16 protein-coding genes and 1 pseudogene are annotated in these 19,486 nt (G+C 72.9%); 7 read left to right on the plus strand and 10 right to left on the minus strand.

The features are described 5' to 3' along the window. Window positions 1–2: 2 nt before the first annotated feature. The 7 genes from OHS82_RS27370 to OHS82_RS27400 all read right to left on the minus strand — a co-directional run bounded on the left by OHS82_RS27370 (window position 3) and on the right by OHS82_RS27400 (window position 8,098). Window positions 3–974 carry an N-acetylglucosamine kinase gene (locus OHS82_RS27370; protein WP_057574622.1) on the minus strand — a complete coding sequence of 324 codons (972 nt, stop codon included), beginning with the start codon at window positions 972–974 and terminating at the stop codon, window positions 3–5. Beyond that, window positions 965–2,230 carry a 6-phospho-beta-glucosidase gene (locus OHS82_RS27375; RefSeq protein ID WP_328434723.1) on the minus strand — a complete coding sequence of 422 codons (1,266 nt, stop codon included), beginning with the start codon at window positions 2,228–2,230 and terminating at the stop codon, window positions 965–967. The genes OHS82_RS27370 and OHS82_RS27375 overlap by 10 nt, the downstream gene beginning before the upstream one ends. A gap of 6 nt (window positions 2,231–2,236) precedes the next feature. Further along, a complete protein-coding gene (locus OHS82_RS27380; protein WP_057574624.1) occupies window positions 2,237–3,130 on the minus strand; it encodes a carbohydrate ABC transporter permease in 894 nt (297 codons plus the stop codon). Between the two features lie 5 nt (window positions 3,131–3,135). After that, window positions 3,136–4,080, minus strand: coding sequence for a carbohydrate ABC transporter permease (locus tag OHS82_RS27385; protein WP_057574625.1), 945 nt, complete (start codon window positions 4,078–4,080; stop codon window positions 3,136–3,138). Between the two features lie 2 nt (window positions 4,081–4,082). After that, a complete protein-coding gene (locus tag OHS82_RS27390) occupies window positions 4,083–5,432 on the minus strand; it encodes an ABC transporter substrate-binding protein (protein ID WP_199863656.1) in 1,350 nt (449 codons plus the stop codon). Between the two features lie 127 nt (window positions 5,433–5,559). Next, on the minus strand, window positions 5,560–6,771 hold the full coding sequence (locus OHS82_RS27395) for an ROK family transcriptional regulator (protein WP_057574626.1): 1,212 nt from the start codon (window positions 6,769–6,771) through the stop codon (window positions 5,560–5,562). Between the two features lie 214 nt (window positions 6,772–6,985). Continuing rightward, the gene (locus OHS82_RS27400) at window positions 6,986–8,098 is read right to left on the minus strand and encodes a mechanosensitive ion channel family protein (RefSeq protein ID WP_057574849.1); all 1,113 of its coding nucleotides are present in this window, start codon (window positions 8,096–8,098) and stop codon (window positions 6,986–6,988) included. A 324-nt stretch (window positions 8,099–8,422) separates the two neighbouring features. Here OHS82_RS27400 and OHS82_RS27405 point away from each other — a divergent pair, with 324 nt between their 5' ends. Together OHS82_RS27405 and OHS82_RS27410 are read left to right on the plus strand one after the other, a co-directional pair. Continuing rightward, on the plus strand, window positions 8,423–8,959 hold the full coding sequence (locus OHS82_RS27405) for an HNH endonuclease (protein ID WP_057574627.1): 537 nt from the start codon (window positions 8,423–8,425) through the stop codon (window positions 8,957–8,959). Between the two features lie 161 nt (window positions 8,960–9,120). After that, on the plus strand, window positions 9,121–9,429 hold the full coding sequence (locus OHS82_RS27410; RefSeq protein ID WP_328434724.1) for a hypothetical protein: 309 nt from the start codon (window positions 9,121–9,123) through the stop codon (window positions 9,427–9,429). 333 nt (window positions 9,430–9,762) lie between these two features. On the opposite strand, the pseudogene OHS82_RS27415 reads toward OHS82_RS27410, so the two are convergent. Beyond that, a pseudogene (locus OHS82_RS27415) lies at window positions 9,763–10,068 on the minus strand (RNA polymerase sigma factor); the annotation flags it as partial. A gap of 225 nt (window positions 10,069–10,293) precedes the next feature. Here OHS82_RS27415 and OHS82_RS27420 point away from each other — a divergent pair. The 4 genes from OHS82_RS27420 to OHS82_RS27435 all read left to right on the plus strand — a co-directional run bounded on the left by OHS82_RS27420 (window position 10,294) and on the right by OHS82_RS27435 (window position 15,126). Next, window positions 10,294–10,485, plus strand: a complete 192-nt coding sequence (locus OHS82_RS27420; protein ID WP_057574850.1) for a hypothetical protein — start codon at window positions 10,294–10,296, stop codon at window positions 10,483–10,485. Next, the gene (gene malQ / locus OHS82_RS27425; protein ID WP_328434725.1) at window positions 10,486–12,654 is read left to right on the plus strand and encodes a 4-alpha-glucanotransferase; all 2,169 of its coding nucleotides are present in this window, start codon (window positions 10,486–10,488) and stop codon (window positions 12,652–12,654) included. It begins immediately after the preceding gene. Window positions 12,655–12,723: 69 nt separating this feature from the next. Then, window positions 12,724–13,008 carry a hypothetical protein gene (locus OHS82_RS27430; RefSeq protein ID WP_057574851.1) on the plus strand — a complete coding sequence of 95 codons (285 nt, stop codon included), beginning with the start codon at window positions 12,724–12,726 and terminating at the stop codon, window positions 13,006–13,008. Between the two features lie 213 nt (window positions 13,009–13,221). Then, entirely contained in the window at window positions 13,222–15,126 is a 1,905-nt protein-coding gene (locus OHS82_RS27435; protein ID WP_328434726.1) for a hypothetical protein, read from the plus strand. Between the two features lie 15 nt (window positions 15,127–15,141). On the opposite strand, the gene OHS82_RS27440 is transcribed toward OHS82_RS27435, so the two are convergent. Next, on the minus strand, window positions 15,142–15,678 hold the full coding sequence (locus tag OHS82_RS27440) for a MarR family winged helix-turn-helix transcriptional regulator (protein WP_057574629.1): 537 nt from the start codon (window positions 15,676–15,678) through the stop codon (window positions 15,142–15,144). Between the two features lie 108 nt (window positions 15,679–15,786). On the opposite strand from OHS82_RS27440, the gene OHS82_RS27445 reads away from it, so the two are divergent. Further along, window positions 15,787–16,779 carry an EamA family transporter gene (locus tag OHS82_RS27445; protein WP_328434727.1) on the plus strand — a complete coding sequence of 331 codons (993 nt, stop codon included), beginning with the start codon at window positions 15,787–15,789 and terminating at the stop codon, window positions 16,777–16,779. A 125-nt stretch (window positions 16,780–16,904) separates the two neighbouring features. Here OHS82_RS27445 and pepN read toward each other — a convergent pair whose 3' ends face one another. Then, a complete protein-coding gene (gene pepN / locus OHS82_RS27450; RefSeq protein WP_057574630.1) occupies window positions 16,905–19,472 on the minus strand; it encodes an aminopeptidase N in 2,568 nt (855 codons plus the stop codon). Window positions 19,473–19,486: the final 14 nt, after the last annotated feature.

The following is a 19,486-nucleotide window of genomic DNA, read 5'->3' on the forward strand; positions in this document are numbered from 1 at the left end:
GCTCAGCCTTCGAAGAAGGCGCGCGTCCTGTCCTGCGCCGCCACCTCCGCTCCCGTCCGGTCCAGGCCCAGCAGCGCCGCCCCCAGCACGGGCCGTGCCCGCACCACGTGCGCGACCGCCTTGGGGGCCCGCGCCGCGAGGAGCTCCCGGACCCGGTCGTCCAACTGCCCGTGTCCCGCGGTCAGGACGCCGCCGCCCAGCAGCACCGGCGTCTCCTCCTCCAGCAGGTCCAGACGGGACAGGGCCACCGCGGCCATCGTCACCACCTCCTGGGCCAGCCGGTCGACGATCGTGCGCGCCACCGGGTCCCCTGCCGCGGCCGTCGCGAAGAGGACGGGGGTCAGCTCGTGACGGCGGGCCGGCGCGACGCGCTCCAGGTGCAGGGCCTCGATCAGCGCGTACATGGACGGGAGCCCGAAGTGGGCCGGGAGCGCACGCGCCAGGTCCGTCGGTCCGCCCCTGCCGTCCGCCGCCCGCGCCGCGTGCCACAGGGCCTCCTCGGCCAGGCCCCAGCCGCCGCCCCAGTCGCCGGACACCCGGCCGAGGGCCGGGAAGCGGGCGGTGCGGCCGTCGGGGCGCATGCCCACGCAGTTGATGCCGGCGCCGCAGACCACGGCCACGCCCCGGGGCTCGGCCACGCCCGCCCGCAGGATGGCGAACGTGTCGTTGCGGACGTCGACCGACGCGCCCCACGCGCGCGCGTGCAGCGCCGCCGCCAGCTGCTCCTCCTCCACGGGCAGGTCCGCGTTGGCCAGACAGGCCGATACGTGCGCCGCCGCCGTCACCCCGGCCGCCCCGTACGCGCGCGTGACGGTCTCGGCGAGGGCGTCCATCGCCGCCGTCACGCCCACCGCGGGAGGACGGAAGCCTTCGCCGCGGGCCGTGGCGAGGACCTCCCCGTCGGCCGCGACCACCGCGACGTCCGTCTTGCTGTTGCCCGCGTCGATCGCGAGGACGCTTGCCGTCAGGCCCACGCGAGGTGCTCCCGGTTGTGTGCGATCAGCCGGTCGGTCAGCTGCTCGGCGTACGCGAACTGGCCGATCAGGGGGTGTGCCAGGAGCGCCTTGAACACGCGGTCGCGGCCGCCGTGCAGGGCCGCCCGCAGGGCCAGGTCCTCGTAGGCCGTCACCTGGGCCGTCAGACCTGCGCAGAGCGGGTCGAGCGGCGGCACCGGAAGCGGGGTCGGGCCCTTCTGGCTCACGGCTGCCTGCACCTCGATCACCGCGTCGTCGGGGAGGAAGGGCAGTGTGCCGTCGTTGCGCGTGTTCACCACCTGGTAGGGGCTGCCCGTCCCGGTCAGCAGCGCCGCGGCCAGGTCCACCGCGGCCTCCGAGTAGTAGGCGCCGCCGCGTTTCGCGAGCAGCTCGGGCTTCTCGTCCAGCGCGGGATCGGCGTACAGCGACAGCAGCCGGCGTTCCATCTCGGCTACTTCGGACGCCCGCGAGGGCTTGGTGCGCAGTTCGCGGACGACCTCGTCGTGCGCGTAGAAGTAGCGCAGGTAGTAGGACGGGACCAGACCGAGACGGTCCAGGAGCGGGCGGGGCAGCCGCAGGTCGGCGGCGATCGTGTCGCCGTGGCCGGCCAGCAGGCGGGGCAGGACGTCCTCGCCCTCGGGCCCGTGCAGCCGCACCCCGGTCTCCCAGGTGAGGTGGTTGAGGCCCACGTGGTCCAGGTGGACGTCCGCGGGGGCGACGTCGAGCAGCGCCGCGAACTTGCGCTGGAGGCCGATCGCCACGTTGCACAGGCCGACGGCCTTGTGGCCGGCCTGGAGCAGCGCGCGGGTGACGATGCCGACCGGGTTGGTGAAGTCGATGATCCAGGCGTCCGGGTTGGTCCGGCGGACCCGCTCGGCGATGTCCAGGACCACCGGGACGGTGCGCAGCGCCTTCGCCAGGCCGCCCGCTCCGGTCGTCTCCTGGCCGACGCAGCCGCACTCCAGGGGCCAGGTCTCGTCCTGCTCTCGGGCCGCCTGGCCGCCGACGCGGAGCTGGAGCAGCACGGCGTCGGCGCCCTCGACGGCCCGGTCGAGGTCGTTCGTCGTCACGATCGTGCCGGGGTGGCCCTGGCGGGCGAGGATGCGCCGCGCCAACCCGCCCACCAGTGCCAGGCGTTCGGCCGACGGGTCGACGAGGACCAGTTCCTCGACGGGCAGTGTGTCGCGCAACCGGGCGAAGCCGTCGATCAGTTCGGGGGTGTAGGTCGAGCCGCCGCCGACCACGGTGAGTTTCATGCCTTGTTAACCCTTCACTCCGGTGAGGGTGACACCTTCGACGAACGCCTTCTGCGCGAAGAAGAACACGAGGATCACAGGGGCCATGACGAGCACGGTGGCCGCCATGGTGAGGTTCCAGTCGGTGTGGTGCGCTCCCTTGAAGGACTCCAGGGCGTAGGAGAGGGTCCACGCGTCCGGGTTCTCGGAGGCGTAGATCTGCGGGCCGAAGTAGTCGTTCCAGGCGGCGAAGAACTGGAAGAGGGCCACGGCGGCGATGCCGGGCTTCGCCATCGGCAGGACGACCTTCAGCAGGGTGCGCAGGTCGCCGCAGCCGTCCACCTTCGCCGCGTCCAGGTACTCGCCCGGGATGGTCAGCAGGAACTGGCGCAGCAGGAAGATCGAGAAGGCGTCGCCGAACGCCAGCGGGATGATCAACGGCCACAGGGTGCCGGACAGGTCCAGCTGCTTGGCCCAGAACAGGTACATCGGGATGACGACCACCTGCGGGGGCAGCATCATCATCGAGATCACCAGCATGAGCGTCAGGTTGCGGCCCCGGAAGCGGAACTTGGCGAGCGCGTACGCGACCGGGATCGACGACACCACGGTGAGGACGGTCCCGAGGCCGGCGTAGACCAGCGTGTTCCGCCACCAGGTGAGGAAGCCCGGGGTGTCGAAGACCTTCCGGTAGTTGGCCCATTCCCAGGTGTGCGGGATCAGGTCCCGGCTGAGCGCCTGCGAGTCGCTCATCAGGGAGGTCAGGAACACGAACACGAAGGGGAGGGTGAAGAAGAGGGCGGCGGCGACGCCGAGGGAGTGCACCGCGATCCATTCCAGCAGCGCCCTGCGGCGGGCGGTGCGCTCGGCGGGCGTGGACGGGGTCGTCAACTCCGCCGGCCGGTCCAGTACTTGCGTCATGGGGGTCAGTCACCTGCCTGGATGAGCCCGCCCCGGCGCCGCATCAGCAGCGCGGTGAACGCCATCGACAGGGCGAACAGGACCAGGGCCACGACGCACGCCGAGCCGTAGTCGAAGCGCTGGAAGCCGAGGTTGTAGACGAGCTGGGGGAGGGTGAGGGTGGAGTGCTCCGGGTAGCCGGGCTCGAACATGGTGCCCGCGCCCTGGATCACGCCCGAGGCGACCTTTCCGGCGACCAGGGGCTGGGTGTAGCACTGCATCGCCGCGATCACGCCGGTGACGACCGCGAACATGATGATCGGCGAGATGTTGGGGAGGGTGACGAACCGGAAGCGCTGCCATGCCGAGGCGCCGTCCAGTTCCGCCGCCTCGTACTGCTCCTTCGGCACGTCGAGCAGTGCGGCCATGAAGATGACCATCAGGTCGCCGACCCCCCACAGGAACATCAGGGTGAGGGCGGGCTTGGACCAGTCCGGGTCGTTGAACCAGCCCGGCGCCGGGATGCCGACGTTCTCCAGCAGCGAGTTGACGGGTCCGGTGCCGGGGTTGAGCAGGAACGCGAAGGCCATGGTCGCCGCCACCGGCGGGGCGAGGTAGGGCAGGTAGAACAGGGTGCGGAAGACCCCGGTACCGGTCTTGATCTTCGTGATCAGCATGCCGATCCCGAGCCCGAACAGGACCCGCAGGGTCACCATGATCACGACCAGCCACAGGGTGTTGCGCAGCGCCGGCCAGAAGAAGGGGTAGTGCTCGAAGACGTACGTCCAGTTCTTCGTGCCGCTCCAGGTCGGCGGCCGGAAGCCGTCGTAGTGCATGAACGAGAAGTAGACCGTCGAGATCATCGGGTACGCGAAGAAGACCGCGAAGCCGATCAGCCAGGGCGAGAGGAAGGCGAGGGTGCGCAGGGCCGAGCGCCGGTGCTTCGCCCTCAACGTGTGGGTCGTCGCCATCGTCACTTCGCCTGCGCGATGTCCGTGTCGATCTGCGCGGCGGCCTTCTTCAGCCCGGCCGTCAGGTCGGTGACCTTGCCGCTCTCGTAGTCGTAGCCGAGCTGCTGGACGGTCGTCAGGTAGACGCCGCCGTTGACGGAGGCCGGGGAGGTGGTGGAGTTCGGGTTCGCCGCGATGTCCAGGAACGTCTTGAACCGCGGGTCGTACTTCAGAGCCGGGGACTTCAGGGCGGCCAGGGTGGAGGGCACGTTGTGGATGGCGTTGGAGAAGGCGACGACCGCGTCCGTGTCGGTGGTCATGTACTTCACCAGTTCCCAGGCCGCGTTCTGCTTCTTGCTGGTGGCGGCGATGCCCGCGATGGTTCCGGTGATGTAGCCCTTGCCGTACCGGTCCGCCTGGTCGTCCGGGACGGGCAGCGGGGCGACGCCGATCTCGAAGGACGGCTTGGCCTCCAGGGCCATGCCCAGACGCCACTCGCCGTCCAGCTGCATGGCCACCTGGCCGGTGTGGAAGGGGTGCTTGGGGCCCCACTCGTCGCCGAGGCCGGCGCGGAAGGTCTCCAGCTTCTTGAACCCGCCGAGCTCGTCGACCAGTTTCTTCTGGGTGGTGAAGGCCGCCGCGACGGCCGGGTCGGTGGCGATGGTCGACTTGCCGGACGCGTCGAAGTACGTCGGACCGAACTGCCCCATGTAGTGCTCGGTGGTGGTCTCCCAGCCGTGGTAGTTCGGCATGAAGCCGAGCTGCTTGTACGTGGCGCCCTGGGGGATCGTCAGCTTCTCGGCGTCGGCCTCGAACTCGGACCAGGTCTTCGGGGGAGCGGTGATGCCGGCCTTCTCGAAAGCCGTCCGGTTGTAGTAGAGGCCGTAGGCGTCGCCCAGCAGCGGGACGGCGCAACGGTCGCCCTCGAACTGGGTGTACTCGTTCATCGCCTTCGGGAACGTCGTCTGCGGGTCGATGTTCGCCTTCTCGAAGAAGGGGTTGAGGTCGACCAGGGCGCCCGACGAGCAGAACTTGCCGACGTTGTTGGTGGTGAAGGACGAGATCACGTCGGGCGCCGTGCTGCCGCCGGCCCGCAGCGCCTGGTTGATCTTGTCGTCGGTCATGTTGCCGACGACCTTCACATGGATGTTGGGGTGCTGCTTCTCGAAGCCGGCGACCAGCGCCTGCACGGCCTTCACCTCGTTCGGCGCGCTCCAGGCGTGCCAGAAGGTGAGGGTCGTCTCCTTCGACGCGTCGTCGCCGGCGTCGGAGGCGGACTGGCCGGTGCAGGCGGTCGTGCTGAGCAGCAGGGCGGTGGAAGCGGTGAGGGCGAAAGCCGCTTTTCGGACGACCGCGGGTATGCGTGTGGGCATGGCGGAGCCTTCCAGGGACAGGGCGGGGCAGGACGGAGTGAGGTGACGGGGCGGAGGAGGGACCTTCCGCGGGGTTTCAGGGGGTGGGGCTGAGGGGGGGGGCAGGGCCGAGAGGTGCGGGGGCGGCTCAGCGTGAGGTGTCGAAGACCTCGTCGCGGGTGGCGGCCAGCGCGCTTTCCAGTGCCCCGCGCAGTACGGGCTGTTCGGTGACGTCGCCCATGACCAGCTTCGGCCGGGACGCCGCCAGCTCCTCCAGTTCGTCCTGGACGAGGCCGCGCAGCACCTCGCCGCCGGCCGTGAGGGAGGCGCCGCTGAGGACGACGAGTTCGGGGTCGAGCACGGAGACCAGCGAGGCGAGACCGGTCGCGAGCCGGGTCGCGTAGGTCTGCAGCAGCAGCCGGTGCAGGGCGGTGTCCTCGGCGGCGGCCCGCCGCACGAGCGCGGCGGCGACCTCGGCGTACGGCCCCTCGGGGACGTCGTCGATGCCGAGCTCCCGGGCCAGCCGGGGTACGGCCTGCGAACCCGCGAGCTCCTGGTAGCCGCCGCTGTTGGCCTTGGTCACCTGACGGACCAGGGGGGCGCCCGGGACCGGCAGGAAGCCGACCTCGCCCGCGCCGCCGGTCCAGCCGCGGTGCAGCCTGCCGCCGAGGACCAGGGCGGCGCCGAGTCCGCCCTCGTTCCACAGCAGGACGAAGTCCTCGTGGCCGCGGGCTGCGCCGAGCCGCTGTTCGGCGACGGCGGCGAGGTTGACGTCGTTCTCGTACTCGACCGGCATCGGCAGGGCTGCGGCGAGGTCGTCGAGCAGCGCGGGGGAGTGCCAGCCGGGCAGGTGGGAGGCGTAGCGCAGCCGACCGGTGGTGGGGTCGAAGGCGCCGGGGGTGGCGACGACGAGCCGGCGCACGTCGTCCCGGGTGAGACCGGCGGCCTTGACGGCGCCGTCGAGGGCGTCGGTGACCTGCCGTACGACGGCTTGGGCGGTGTTCCTGCCGGGTGTGGGCACCTCGTGCGCGCCCACGGTCCGGCCGGTGACGTCGGCGACCGAGGCGAGGACGCGTTCGGGGGTGACGTCGAGCCCCGCGGCGTACGCGGCGGCCGGGTTGACCGCGTAGAGCTGGGCGTTGGGGCCCGGCCGCCCGGCGGTGGTGCCGGTCGCGAGGACCAGCCCCGCCGCCTCCAGGCGGGCCAGGAGCTGTGAGGCGGTGGGCTTCGACAGGCCGGTGAGCTTGCCGATGCGGGTGCGCGACAGCGGGCCGTGCGCCAACAGGAGGTCGAGCGCGGCGCGGTCGTTCATGGCGCGCAGGACGCGCGGGGTGCCCGGCGTGCCGGCGGTTCCTGCCATGGGATCGACACCTGCCTCTCTGAACTGCCCAGCTTCTCAAGTCCGCCGGACGCACGTCCATATGCGGTCACTGTTAGGAAAGTTTCCTATCGACTGGCAGGAACCTAGACCCGCCGAGAAGGGGACGTCAAGGACCGAAACGGCAAACGCTCCCGGGTCGACTGAGTCGTTACCCGGGAGCGCCGTACCGCGAACGCGTGTGCTGAACCGTTCCCTAGCGCGGCGAGGGGGTGCTCGTCCCCGCGCGGGGCTGGGTGATCGGCGTCGCCGCCGCCGACTGCGGGGAGTCCGCGTTGGAGAACGCGGAGGGCGCCGCGACCGCCGCCGAGGGGTCCGCCGGGTCCTCCGTCGCGGGGGCGGTCGCGCCGCCCACGATGCGGATGTCGGCCGCGTCGAAGGCGCGCTTGACCCGCCAGCGCAGCTCCCGCTCGACCGCCAGGGACTTGCCCGGCATCGTCTTCGCGGAGACGCGGACCACCATCGAGTCGAGCAGGACGCTGTCCAGGCCGAGGACCTCGATCGGGCTCCACAGAAGCTCGTTCCAGGGCTCTTCCTTGCTCATCTTCTCGGCGACCTCGTCCAGGGTGGCCTTCACCCGGTCGAGCTCCTCGGAGGCCTTGACGGTCACGTCGACGCCGGCCGTCGCCCAGCCCTGGGAGAGGTTGCCGATCCGCTTGACCTCGCCGTTGCGGACGTACCAGATCTCCCCGTTGTCGCCGCGCAGCTTGGTCACCCGCAGCCCCACCTCGATGACCTCGCCCGAGGCCACGCCCGCGTCGATCTGGTCGCCGACGCCGTACTGGTCCTCGAGGATCATGAACACGCCGGAGAGGAAGTCGGTGACCAGGTTGCGCGCGCCGAAGCCGATGGCGACACCCGCGACACCGGCCGAGGCCAGCAGCGGGGCCAGGTTGATCTCGAAGGTGCCCAGCACCATCAGCGCGGCCGTGCCGAGGATCAGGAAACTCGCCACCGAGCGCAGCACCGAGCCGATCGCCTGCGAGCGCTGGCGCCGCCGCTCGTTGTTGACCAGCAACCCGCCCAGCGCCGTGCCGTCGACCGAGGCGACGGTGCGGTTCATCCGGTCGATCAGCTTGGTGATCGCCCGCTGCACCACCACTCTCAGCACCACCGCGATCACCAGGATCAGCAGCACCCGCAGACCGATCGCCAGCCACGTCGACCAGTTCTGCTCGACCCAGCTGGCCGCGTTCGTCGCGCTCTCCTGGGCGTCCTGGAGCGACGGGACCGTCACGGCGGACGGCGACTCCGAGGGAGTCGGCGTCGGCGACGCGTCGGCGGCCAGTAGGACGGCGGGCAAGGACACGGCAGGTACCTCCAGGTGCTGCACTGCTCCATCCGGTACGGCGGTCGAGGGTGACGCGCTCGGCGAGGTCACGGAAAGGTCACCGGACAGACAGAACCACCACACTAACGGGGCATTGTGAGTGGTCCTGCGCGGTCGGTGAAGGAGAGACGGTCCTCACCTGCGCTTGAACAGGCCATGATCCCGGGGAGACAGCAGGGTGTGGTCGAAAACACTCCCAGCCCGTTACCGGGACATGGTGGCGCGGTCAGCGGGCGAGAGGGGACACTGACCACAGATCGTCCCGGCGCGAGCCACGCGCCGCCGACGCCCAAGGAGGCATCCGTGCCGCACGTCCTGGTCCTCAACGCGTCGTACGAACCACTCGGCGTCGTACCGCTCCGCCGCGCGCTCGTCCTCGTCCTGGAGAACAAAGCGGTCTCCCTCGAGGAATCCGGCGCCTTCCTGCACAGCGCGACCGTCACAGTCCCCGCACCCAGCGTGGTCCGGCTCAAGCGATTCGTCCGGGTTCCCTACCGTGGGCCCGTTCCGCTGACCCGTCGGGCGCTGTTCGCCCGGGACGGGGGCCGGTGCATGTACTGCGGTGGCGTCGCAACCAGCGTCGACCACGTCGTCCCGCGCAGCCGCGGGGGCAAGCACGTGTGGGACAACGTCGTGGCGTCCTGCCGCCGCTGCAACCACACCAAGGCCGACCGGCACCTCGTCGAGATCGGCTGGCGACTGCGCCACAAGCCCGCCCCGCCCTCCGGCCTCGCCTGGCGCATCATCGGCACCGGCCACCGGGACCCGCGCTGGCTGCCGTACCTGCAGCCGTACGGCGCGGACGACGCCCTGGCCAGGATCGACGGCATCTCCGCCTAGGTCCGTCCCCGGCCGTCCGGTCCGTACGGCACCGCCCGGGCGGGACGTCGGCGGTTGCGCAGGGCGCCGGGCGAGGCGCAATGGCCGAGAGGCGCCGGGCGTGCGGCGGACGAAGCGGTGCGAAGGGGGGCGCGCCGACGTTCCGGGGCACCCTCCCCGCGGTGGCTCCGGGCCGGGACGAGGCCGCGCGGGACGGCGTCCGCACGGACGCCGTCGGCTCGGGACGGGGTTGCTGGATGCGCGACGTCGCCGTGGTCCGGGGCGATCTCTGGAGGCCGGGGGGCGGACGTTCAGGCACCCGGGCCCTGTGGCCGGGCCCCCGCACCGCGTACAGCGCCGTGCCCAGGACGAACGCCGTGCCGGCCGCCCACCATGCCGCCGCCGACTGCCCCGGCTGCATCGGCCAGGCCCACGCCGTGACCGCCGGTCCGTGCGCCGGGTCCGCGGCGAGGAACACCACGCCGACGTGACAGGAGGCGGGCAGCCGGCTCAGCCGGGCTCCGCACAGCGCGGCCCCGGCAGCCGTGAGGCCGCCCGCCCGGACCGCCGGGCGTCCGCCCGTTCTGCCAGGACCGTCATCTCTGCCAGGACCGTCATCGCGTCTGCTCCTCACGGGTCGGGGCCCGGCCCGTGACCCCGGCTGCCGTCCCGGTCCCCGAACCGGGCGCGGACTCGGCGCGGTGGCCGCGCAGGGCGGCCGTGTAACCGCGTTCGATCGGGTTGTCGCCGGTGCCGCCGGACTCCTCGCCCAGGCCGGCCAGGGACGCCCGGGTGCCCCGGTAGGCGACCCGACCCGCCTCCAGGGGCGTCGTTTCGAGCCGCGAGGCCCGCTCCTGCGCCCGCCGCGCGTCGACGAGCCCGCCGGGCGGCGATCGTCCACAGCCACCCCCCGGCCTCCCCGCCGCGGTGCCCGGCCGCCGACCGCCACACGGTCACGAAGGTGTCCTGCAGCACCTCCCGCACCACCTCGGCGTCGGCACAGCGCCGGGTCGGCCGCACGTGCAGCCACCCGCATGCCGGTCGTACAGCGTGGCCGGCGCCGCCGAGTCCCCGCCCGCCACGGCCCGCAGCGGCGCCGCGTCCGAGTCGTTCTCCCGGTGCCCCCTCACGGGGCGGAACAGTTTCACACCCCGTCTGTCGCTCCGGGCGAGCCCTTCGGAGCACGACACGACGCGGGAAGACACGACACGGGAAGACACGCACGACCGGAGGGCGGGACGCCGCGCTCCGTGGCAGCGTGTGACGCAGTGCGCGCGACAGCGGGACGTCTGGCCCGGCGTTCGCTGGGTAGGGCTGCGGTAACCGATGTCGTATCCGTTGAGGAGGCCACCGTGATCGCGCCGCCCCGGTCCAAACGCCCGGCGGAGCTCTCCGCCGCCACCGAAGACGTCCGTCTGTGTGCCTTCAGCGCCGAAGGAACCTGCGCCGAACCCCCGCTGACCAGCGAACCCCCGCTGCCCGACGCCGAGCCCCTGACCAGCGAGCCGCCGCTCGCCGCCGCGGACTCCGACTCCACGAGGCCGTAGATGACCGCACCCCCCGGGGAAGAGCTCGCCCGGCTCGCAGCGCTGCACGGCGTGGCCACCTCCTACCAGCCCTCCGCGGACCGCACGGTCACGGCGTCCGCCGCCGCCGTCACCCGCGTCCTGGCCGCCCTCGGCGTCGACGTGAGCGCGCCGCAGGCCGTGCGCGCCGCGCTCGCGGCCCGGGAGGCGGAACTGCGCGAGCGACTTCTGCCGCCGACCGTGGTGTGCTGGAGCGGCAGCCCGCCCGAGGCGCTCGCGGCCCTCCCCGAGGGCAGTCGGCTGCACGTCGAGACCGAGCACGGCGAGAGCCGGGAGGGTGTCGGAGAACTTCCGCCCGGGGTGCACCGGTTGACGGTCACCGCACCCGACGGGCGGACCGGCGCGTCCCACCTCGTCGTCGCCCCGGCCCGCCTGCCCACGCCCGCGGGACGGTCGTACGGGCTCCTCGTCCAGCTGTACTCGCTGCTCTCGCGCCGCTCCTGGGGCATGGGCGACCTGGGCGACCTCGGGGAACTCACCGGCTGGGCCGGGCGGACGCTCGGCGCCGGATTCGTGCAGGTCAACCCCCTGCACGCGGCCGTGCCCGGCTCCCCGACCGATCCCTCGCCCTACCGGCCCTCCTCCCGCCGCTTCCCCGATCCGGTGCATCTGCGCGTCGAGGACGTCCCCGAATACGCGTACGTCCCGGACGACGCCCTGCGCGCCGCACTGCTCGAGCGGGCCGGCCGACTGCGCGAGGCCGTCCTGGACAAGGGCGAGCTGATCGACCGGGACGCGGTGTGGCGGCTCAAGCGGGAGGCCCTGGAACTCGTCGCCCGCGTGCCGCTCGGCCCCGGCCGGCGCGCTGCCTACTGCGACTTCCTCGCCGAGCAGGGCCGGGCGCTGGAGGACCACGCCACCTGGTGCGCCCTCGCCGAGGTGCACGGCTCGCAGTGGCGGCAGTGGCCGTCCGCACTGCGCGACCCCCGCTCGGCCGAGACCGCCCGCGCGCGGGGCGAGCTGATGGACCGCGTCGACTTCCACTCGCGGCTCGCCTGGCTCACCGACGAGCAGCTCACCGCCGCGCAGCGCACCGCGCGCGAGGCCGGCATGCCCGTCGGGATCGTGCACGACCTGGCGGTCGGCGTGCATCCCGAGGGCGCCGACGCGTGGGCGCAGCAGGAGTACTTCGCCGCCGGCATGTCGGTGGGCGCCCCGCCGGACGCCTTCAACGCCCGCGGCCAGGACTGGGGCCTGCCGCCCTGGCGCCCCGACCGGCTGGCCGCCTCCGGCTACGCCCCCTACCGGCTGCTGCTGCGGGCGCTGTTCCGGTACGCCGGCGCGCTGCGCATCGACCACGTCATGGGTCTGTTCCGCCTGTGGTGGGTCCCGCAGGGCGAGCTGCCGACCGAGGGCGCCTACGTCCGCTACGACGCCGAGGCCATGCTCGCCGTCCTCGTGCTGGAGGCCTCACGGGCCGGCGCGATGGTGATCGGCGAGGATCTCGGCACGGTCGAGCCGGGGGTGCGGGAGACGCTGCGCGAGCGCGGGGTGCTCGGCACGTCCGTCCTGTGGTTCGAGCGGGACTGGGAGGGCGACGGACGTCCGCTGTCCCCCGACCGCTGGCGGGCCGACTGCCTGGCCACCGCGACCACCCACGACCTGCCGTCCACGGCCGCCCGGCTCACCGGCGAGCACGTCGGACTCCGCGACCGGCTGGGCCTGCTGACCCGCCCGCTGGAGGAGGAGCGCACCGCGGCCGCCAACGACACCGCCGAATGGCTGGCCGAGCTGAGCCGTCTCGGGCTCCTGGCCGGCACCGGCGGCGGTGACGTTTCCTCGGAGGAGGCCGAGGTGCAGGCCGTCCACCGCTTCCTGGTGCGCAGCCCGGCCCGCATGATCGGCGTCTGGCTGCCGGACGGCGTCGGCGACCGCCGCCCGCAGAACCTTCCCGGCACCTGGGACCAGTACCCGAACTGGCGACTGCCGATCGCGGACGCCGAGGGGCGCCCGGTCACCCTGGAGCAACTGGCGGCCTCCCCGAGGCTGCACGCGCTGATGGACGTCCTGCGGGAGCGGGGCCAGGAAGCCGCGGCCGTGGACACGGGCGGCGAGCCGCCCGGCACGGTGGGCCGGCCGTCCGGCGGCGTGCGGGGCGAACCGTCCGGTGACGCCCGGGAGGGCGCGTGAGGGCCGTCCCGCGCCTCGGACGGCACCCCGGACGCGCGGGCCCCGACGCCGTTCGCTAACTTGGGCACCGTGGACAAGAAGAACGCCCTGCGCGCCGGCGCCCTGGCTGCCGGTACGACGCTGATGATGCTGCTCATGTCGTCCCCCGCGCTCGCGGTGACCCGCGACGACGGCGACGACCCCGGCCCGGGTCTCAGCGTCGTCGAGACGCTGGGTCTTTACGTCGTGGCCCCTCTCGCACTGTTCGCGCTGATCGCCGGACTGGTGTGGGTCCTGGACAAGTCGAAGGACCGGGGCGACGACACCAGCTCCAACATCTCCGTCCGGGGGAAGGCCAAGGCCGGCCAGGCCTAGTCTCCCGTTCTCGGCACGCTCATCGAGGGCGCCGGTCCCGCCGCATGTACGCACAGGCCGTACACGACGGGACCGGCGCCTTCGCCGTGTCGGACCGCGCTCGCCCGGGGTGGTCGGGGGCGGGTGACAGTCCGGGAAAATCCGTCGACAGGCCCGGGACCCGGCGGGCAGGCTGCTGCGCATGACCTACGGAATCGAGTCTCCCACCGCCCGGTGAGCGCCCCGGACGCTCTCCCGCCCGCGCTGTACGAACAGGCGCTGACCCTGCGGCGACAGTCCCCGGAGGGCCTGCCGCCGGGCCGTGGTTTCGATCTTCCCGGCTCTCCGGGCGAAGCCCGTGCAGGGGAGTCCACGCTGTCCCACAAGGAGGCGGCGGTCGTCGTCCCGAGGGCACTGGAGCCGCTGCCCGCGGACGCGGCCACCCTGCACCGCCGGTTCGCCGAACTCGGCGTCCTGGCCCGCCACCGCAGGGCGGTCCTGTACGCCGTCGCGGCGCTGCCGCTGCCGGCCGGACAGCGCCCGGCGGCCCGCTCGCTGGCCCGGCAGCTGACCATGACCGGCACCACCGTCCCCGCCGTCACCGTCGGGCTCGCCCTGCTCGCCCGCGTGGGCGAACCCGAGGACGTCCCGCACGTCTTCGTGCTCGGTCTGGTGCGCTCCCTCACCGGCGCGGCTCTGCAGGCTCTGGACGTCCTCGACCGCCGGGCCGGCGCCGTCGTCTGTCTGGTGTCGTCAGTCTGCCGCGGCGAGCTGCGGCCGCTGGTGCGGGCGTTGGCGACGGCGGACGAGGTGGCCGTCCGCCGGGAGTTGACGGCGTTCCCCGCCGGTCCGCGCCTCGTCGGCGCCAGGACCGCCCGGCGCATCGCGGAGGCCGCCCGGCTGCACGACCTGCTCGCCGCGCGTCCCGCCGACCCGGAGTTGCTCGCCCGGGCGGGGCTGCTGCTCGTCCGGATCGCGTGCGCGGGCGACGAGCCGGGCGAACTCCTCCGCTACCGGGACGCGCCCGGCGTGTACGAGACCGTCGTCGGCCGGGCCGGTCTGCTGACCCCGACCCTGGAACACCACGCCATGCTGCTGTCGCTCGCGCTGAGCCTGAGCAGCGGGACCGGAGTGCTGCTGGACTGGCCGCCCGGCCTCCGCGAGACCCTGCTGGCGGCCCTCGGCCGGCTGCTGGCCCGGCCGGCGTGGACCGCCGTGACGGACCCCGGCAGCACGTCCGGTCCGGCCGGCGGGTCTCCTGAGGCCGCCACGGCCGGTGCGGCCGCCACGGCCGGCGCTGCGGACGTGGATCCGGACACCGCTGCTGCCTGGCGGAGGCGGGCAGGCTGGATCCGGCGCACCGGACGGCGGCCGTTCACCGGTGCGGCCACGGCCGGCGGCGGGCTGCGCATCGAGATCGTGGCCGGCGACCCGGAGGGCGACCGGGCGTCCTTGGAGACCCGCATCCTCGTGGACGGACGGCCGCTCGTTCCGGCGCTGTTCCCGTTCGGTCCGGCGCACAGTCCGGAGATCCTGCTGGACGAGGGGCTGCTGCGGGCGGGCTCCGAGCCTCGCCGGGTGCGGCTCGCGGAGGCCTGGTGCACGGAGGGGTGCTGCGGTGCCCTGCACGTCACCGTCCGCCGTGACGGGAACGAGGTGGTGTGGGAGGACTGGCGGCGTCCGACCCTTCCCGGCAGCCGTGGGCCCGCGCCCGCGGTCCCCGCCCTCCGCTTCGACGCGGCCGCCTACGACGCCGAGATCGTCCGGGCGGAGACCGACGGCGACTGGTCCTGGCGGGCTCGCAGGACGGCCCGTCTGGTCAAGGCCGGGCTGACGGCGCGTCCGGACCTGCTGGCCCGGTGGGACGCGCGCCGGGGCCGGGTCGGCACGGGCTTCGACGACCCGGACACCGTCAAGGTGAACTTCTGGTACCAGCCGGGCCTCGCCGCCGGGCACCCGGAAGGGGACCCCCTGGTGTTCCAGTGGGCCGTCCCGGACGACGGCGCGCCACCGGAGGAGCAGGCCGCGGCAGCCCTGCGCCGGCTGGCCGAGGAGGACCCGAAGCACTACGGCCGGGTCAGCGGCGGCACCCGCGAGCGGGCTGCGGAACTGGGCTTCGCCTGGCCCTTCGGCACCTGACCGGATCGGACGCCGTCAGCCTCGGGGGGTCTCCGTGGACAGCAGCAACTCCCTCAGCAGGTCGGCCAGTCGGCCGGCCTGTTCGGCGTTCAGGGCTGCGGCGAGGGCGTCCGTCTGGACGGCGAGGCCCGCGCCGACGGCGCGGTCGACCAGTTCCAGCCCGCGCTCGGTCAGCGTCACCTGGAGGCCCCGGCGGTCGTGCGGGTCGGGGGAGCGGCGCAGCAGCCCGGCCCGTTCCAGCTTGTCGAGGCGGCCGGTCATGCCGCCGGTGGTCAGCATCAGGGTCGCCGACAGCTGACGCGGCGAGAGGGTGTAGGGCTCGCCGGAGCGGCGCAGGGTGGCGAGGACGTCGAACTCGCCGCGGGCGATGCCGAGTGCCGCGTACGCCTGCTCCATACGGTCGCCCATCGCGCGGGCGAGCCGGCCGATGCGGCCGAACACCTCCATGGCGGCGGTGTCGAGGTCCGGCCGCACCGTCGCCCACTGCTCGATGATCGCGTCGACGGGGTCCTTGCGCGAGGGGGCCGCGGGCGTGGGGCGCTGGCTGCTCATGGGGTGAGTATCCGCCCGCCTTCGGTGACCCGCAAGAAAGTGGCTCGCGAACTAGCGGATGACCGACAAGCCACTTGCAAGTAAGTAGCTTAGCGCTAAGCTACTTCTATGAAGAGGTCAGCGACCGTCCTGCTCACCGCCCTCGCCCCGGTCTCCTGGGGCACCACCTACGCCGTCACCTCCGAGTTCCTCCCGCCCGACCGGCCCCTGTTCACCGGCCTGATGCGGGCGCTGCCCGCCGGGCTGCTGCTGCTCGCGCTCGGCCGGGTGCTGCCGCGCGGCATGTGGTGGGGCAAGGCCGCGGCGCTCGGCGCGCTGAACATCGGCGCCTTCTTCCCCCTCCTCTTCCTCGCCGCCTACCGGCTGCCCGGCGGCATGGCGGCCATCGTCAGCTCGGTCGGCCCCCTGTTCGTCGTCGGTCTCTCGGCCGTCCTGCTGAGGCAGCGGCCCACCGCACGGACCCTGCTCACCGGGGTGGCGGCCGTGTTCGGCGTCAGCCTCGTCGTGCTGAAGGCGGCCGGGGCGCCGGACGCGCTCGGGGTGGTCGCCGCCCTCGCCTCCACGGCGTCGATGTCGGCCGGGACGGTCCTGACGAAGAAGTGGGGCCGCCCGGAAGGCGTCGGCCCGCTCGCCCTGACCGGCTGGCAGCTGACCGCGGGCGGTCTGCTCATCGCCCCGCTCGCCCTGCTCGTCGAGGGCGCCCCGCCCGCCCTGGACGGCCGCGCCCTGGGCGGCTACCTCTACCTCGCCCTGGCGAACACGGCCGTCTCGTACTGGCTCTGGTTCCGCGGCATCGGCCGCCTCAGCGCCACCCAGGTCACCTTCCTCGCGCCGCTCTCGCCGCTGACCGCGGCCGTCGTCGGCTGGGCGGCGCTCGGCCAGGCGCTGACCCCCGTGCAGCTGACGGGCATGACGCTGGCGTTCGCCGCGACGGTCGCGGGGCAGCTGAGGCCGGAGCGACCGGCCGTGCGGACCGCGTCCCGCCCCAGCGAGACCAGCGAGACCAGCGAGACCAGCGAGACCCGCGAGGAGCTCGACTGCGGCGAGGACCTCGGGGCCGCGGCCGACCGCCCGCCCGCGCGGACGGCCGCGGGGAGGTGAGCATGCGGCGAGGGCGCCCGGTGTGATCACCGGGCGCCCTCGCCGTCGTCCTCACGCGGACGCACGCGCCGCGTTGTGTGCATGCCGTGTCCGATACGCGCGGCGTTGCGCCGTACCGCTGCCGGCTACCGCGCGTCGGCCGCCTGGGCCTTCAGCGCGCGCTCCACGCCCGAGCGGGACTCGGAGACGAGACGGCGCAGGGCCGCGTTCGGCTCGGCCGAGGCCAGCCAGGCGTCCGTGCTGTCCAGGGTCTCCCGGGAGACCTGGACCGCCGGGTAGAGGCCGACCGCGATCTGCTGGGCGATCTCGTGCGAACGGGACTCCCAGATGTCCTTGACGACCTCGAAGTAACGGCCGGTGTACGGCGCGAGCAGCTCACGCTGGTCCGTCTGGACGAAGCCGCCGATGACCGCCTCCTGCAGGGCGTTGGGCAGCTTGTCGTCCTCGACGACCTGCGCCCACGCCTCCGCCTTGGCCTCCGGCGTCGGACGCGCGGCCCGCGCGCTCGCCGCGTGCCGCTCGCCGGCAGCGGTGCGGTCGCGCTCGTACTCGGCGGCGATCTCCGCCTCGTCGAACCTGCCGACCGCCGCGAGTCGCTGCACGAAGGCCCAGCGCAGCTCGGTGTCGACGGCCAGGCCCTCGATCGTCTGCGAACCTTCCAGCAGGGAGTCCAGGAGGTCCAGCTGCTCGGGCGTGCGGGCGGTGGCGGCGAACGCGCGCGCCCAGGCCAGCTGGTGGTCGCTGCCCGCGGCGGCGGACCGCAGATGGGCGAGCGTCGCGTCCGTCCAGCGGGTCAGCAGGGCCTCGCGGGCCGTCGGGTCGGCGTACAGGTCGACGGCGAGCTTGACCTGACGGTGCAGCGACTGGACCACGCCGATGTCCGACTCCTTGCCGATGCCGGACAGCACCAGGGACAGGTAGTCGCGGGCGGGCAGTTCGGCGTCCCGGGTCATGTCCCAGGCCGACGCCCAGCACAGTGCGCGCGGCAGCGACGCCTCGAAGTCGCCCAGGTGCTCGGTGACGAAGGCGAGCGACTGCTCGTCCAGGCGGACCTTGGCGTACGACAGGTCGTCGTCGTTGAGCAGGACGACGTCCGGACGGCGCTTGCCGACCAGCTGCGGGACGGCCGTCAGCTCACCGTCGATGTCCAGCTCCACGCGCTCGTCGCGCAGCAGCTTGCCGCTGTCTCCGTCGAGGCCGTACAGGCCGACGGCGATCCGGTGCGGACGCAGGGTCGGCTCGCCCTTCGCGCCGGCCGGGAGCGCCGGGGCCTCCTGGCGGACGGCGAACGAGGTGATGACGCCCTCGGCGTCCGTCTCGATCTCGGGGCGCAGGACGTTGATGCCGGCCGTCTGCAGCCACTTCCGGGACCAGGTGGCGAGGTCGCGGCCGGAGGTCTCCTCCAGCGCGCCGAGCAGGTCCGACAGCCGCGTGTTGCCGAAGGCGTGCCGCTTGAAGTACGCCTGCACGCCCGCGAAGAACTCGTCCATGCCCACGTACGCCACGAGCTGCTTCAGGACGGACGCGCCCTTGGCGTAGGTGATGCCGTCGAAGTTGACCAGGACATCGTCCAGGTCGCCGATCTCGGCCATGATCGGATGCGTCGAGGGCAGCTGGTCCTGCCGGTAGGCCCAGGTCTTCATGGAGTTGGCGAACGTGGTCCACGAGTGCGGCCAGCGCGAGCCCGGCGCGTACGCCTGGCAGGCGATCGAGGTGTAGGTGGCGAACGACTCGTTCAGCCACAGGTCGTTCCACCACTCCATGGTGACCAGGTCGCCGAACCACATGTGGGCCAGCTCGTGCAGGATGGTCTCCGCGCGCAGCTCGTACGCGGCGTCGGTCACCTTGGACCGGAACACGTACTGGTCGCGGATGGTGACCGCGCCCGCGTTCTCCATCGCACCCGCGTTGAACTCCGGCACGAACAGCTGGTCGTACTTCTTGAACGGGTACGCGTAGTCGAACTTCTCCTGGAACCAGTCGAAGCCCTGCCGGGTGACCTCGAAGATCGCGTCAGAGTCGAGGAACTCGGCCAGGGAGGGCCGGCAGTAGATGCCGAGCGGCACCGACTGCCCGTCCTTCTCGTACACGCTGTGGACGCTGTGGTACGGGCCGACGACGAGCGCGGTGATGTAGCTGGAGATCCGCGGGGTCGGCTCGAACACCCAGACGTCGTCCTTGGGCTCCGGCGTCGGGGAGTTGGAGACGACGGTCCAGCCGGTCGGCGCCTTCACGGTGAACTGGAAGGTCGCCTTGAGGTCGGGCTGCTCGAAGGACGCGAACACACGACGGGCGTCCGGCACCTCGAACTGGGTGTAGAGATAGGTCTGTTCGTCGACCGGGTCGACGAACCGGTGCAGACCCTCACCGGTGTTGGTGTACGCGCAGTCCGCCACGACCCGCAGGACGTTACGGCCCTCCAGCAGGCCCGGCAGCGCGATCCGGGAGTCCTGGAACACCTCTTCCGGGGCCAGCTCCTCCCCGTTGAGCGTCACCTCGTGGACGGTCGGGGCCACCAGGTCGATGAAGGACGTGGCGCGGTTTTCGGCCACGTCGAAGCGCACCGTGGTCACGGACCGGTAGGTGCCGCCCTCCCGCGCGCCGGAGAGGTCGAGATCGACCTCGTACGAGTCAACGGTGAGCAGCTTCGCCCGCTGCTGCGCCTCTTCGCGAGTCAGGTTTGTGCCAGGCACGCGGTCATCTCCTC

It is taken from the genome of Streptomyces sp. NBC_00425 (assembly GCF_036030735.1).
GTDB lineage: Bacteria > Actinomycetota > Actinomycetes > Streptomycetales > Streptomycetaceae > Streptomyces.

Bases quoted from the DNA above. Each gene is read 5' to 3' on its own strand.
- OHS82_RS27375 (WP_328434723.1), bottom strand. From the start codon at position 2,230: ATGAAACTCACCGTGGTCGGCGGCGGCTCGACCTACACCCCCGAACTG.
- OHS82_RS27380 (WP_057574624.1), bottom strand. From the start codon at position 3,130: ATGACGCAAGTACTGGACCGGCCGGCGGAGTTGACGACCCCGTCCACG.
- OHS82_RS27385 (WP_057574625.1), bottom strand. From the start codon at position 4,080: ATGGCGACGACCCACACGTTGAGGGCGAAGCACCGGCGCTCGGCCCTG.
- OHS82_RS27390 (WP_199863656.1), bottom strand. From the start codon at position 5,432: ATGCCCACACGCATACCCGCGGTCGTCCGAAAAGCGGCTTTCGCCCTC.
- OHS82_RS27395 (WP_057574626.1), bottom strand. From the start codon at position 6,771: ATGGCAGGAACCGCCGGCACGCCGGGCACCCCGCGCGTCCTGCGCGCC.
- malQ (WP_328434725.1), top strand. From the start codon at position 10,486: ATGACCGCACCCCCCGGGGAAGAGCTCGCCCGGCTCGCAGCGCTGCAC.
- OHS82_RS27440 (WP_057574629.1), bottom strand. From the start codon at position 15,678: ATGAGCAGCCAGCGCCCCACGCCCGCGGCCCCCTCGCGCAAGGACCCC.
- OHS82_RS27445 (WP_328434727.1), top strand. From the start codon at position 15,787: ATGAAGAGGTCAGCGACCGTCCTGCTCACCGCCCTCGCCCCGGTCTCC.